At 74.5% G+C, this 612-nt stretch carries 1 protein-coding gene; it reads left to right on the forward strand.

Going from position 1 to position 612, the window contains the following annotated elements:
* A partial coding sequence (locus tag CRT60_RS00030; protein WP_143272898.1) for a condensation domain-containing protein occupies positions 1–612 on the forward strand: 612 nt, incomplete at both ends.

Below are 612 nucleotides of genomic sequence, written 5' to 3' on the forward strand. Positions count from 1 at the left end.
GATCCGGCGTTGCTGGAACGGGCGCTCTCGGCCCTGCTGGCCCATCACGACGCCCTGCGGCTGGTCTTCGCGATGGAGGGCAGCGCCCGGCACCTGCCGCCCGAGGCGGTGCCGCCGGTGCTGTGGCAACGCGTTGCCGCCGATGCCCAAGCGCAGGAGCGGCTGTGCGAGGAGGCCCAGCGCAGCCTCAACCTCGCGCATGGCCCGCTGCTGCGCGCCCTGCTGGTCCAGCGAGGGGATGACGGAGCCCAGCGCCTGCTGCTGGCGATCCACCATCTGGTGGTGGACGGCGTGTCCTGGCGCGTTCTGCTGGAGGATCTGCAGCTGGCCTGCACGCAGCTGGAGCGGGGCGAGGCTGTGGTGCTGCCGGCCAAGACCGCCTCCTTCCAGTCCTGGGGCGAGGCGCTGCGCCGCCACGCCGCGAGCGGGGCGCTGAGGGATGAGTTGTCCTGGTGGCGCGACAGCCTGACGGGGGCTCCGGCAGGGCTGCCGGGGGTGGCGGAGCCGGTCTCCCCCGAGGCGCTGAGGGTGGCGGCATCCGCCGTGGCGCGGACGCGGCTGGATGCCGGCTGGACGAAGCGCCTGCTGTCGTCGGCGCCCGCTGCCTACCGG

It is taken from the genome of Azospirillum palustre, from assembly GCF_002573965.1.
Classification (GTDB): Bacteria; Pseudomonadota; Alphaproteobacteria; order Azospirillales; family Azospirillaceae; genus Azospirillum; species Azospirillum palustre.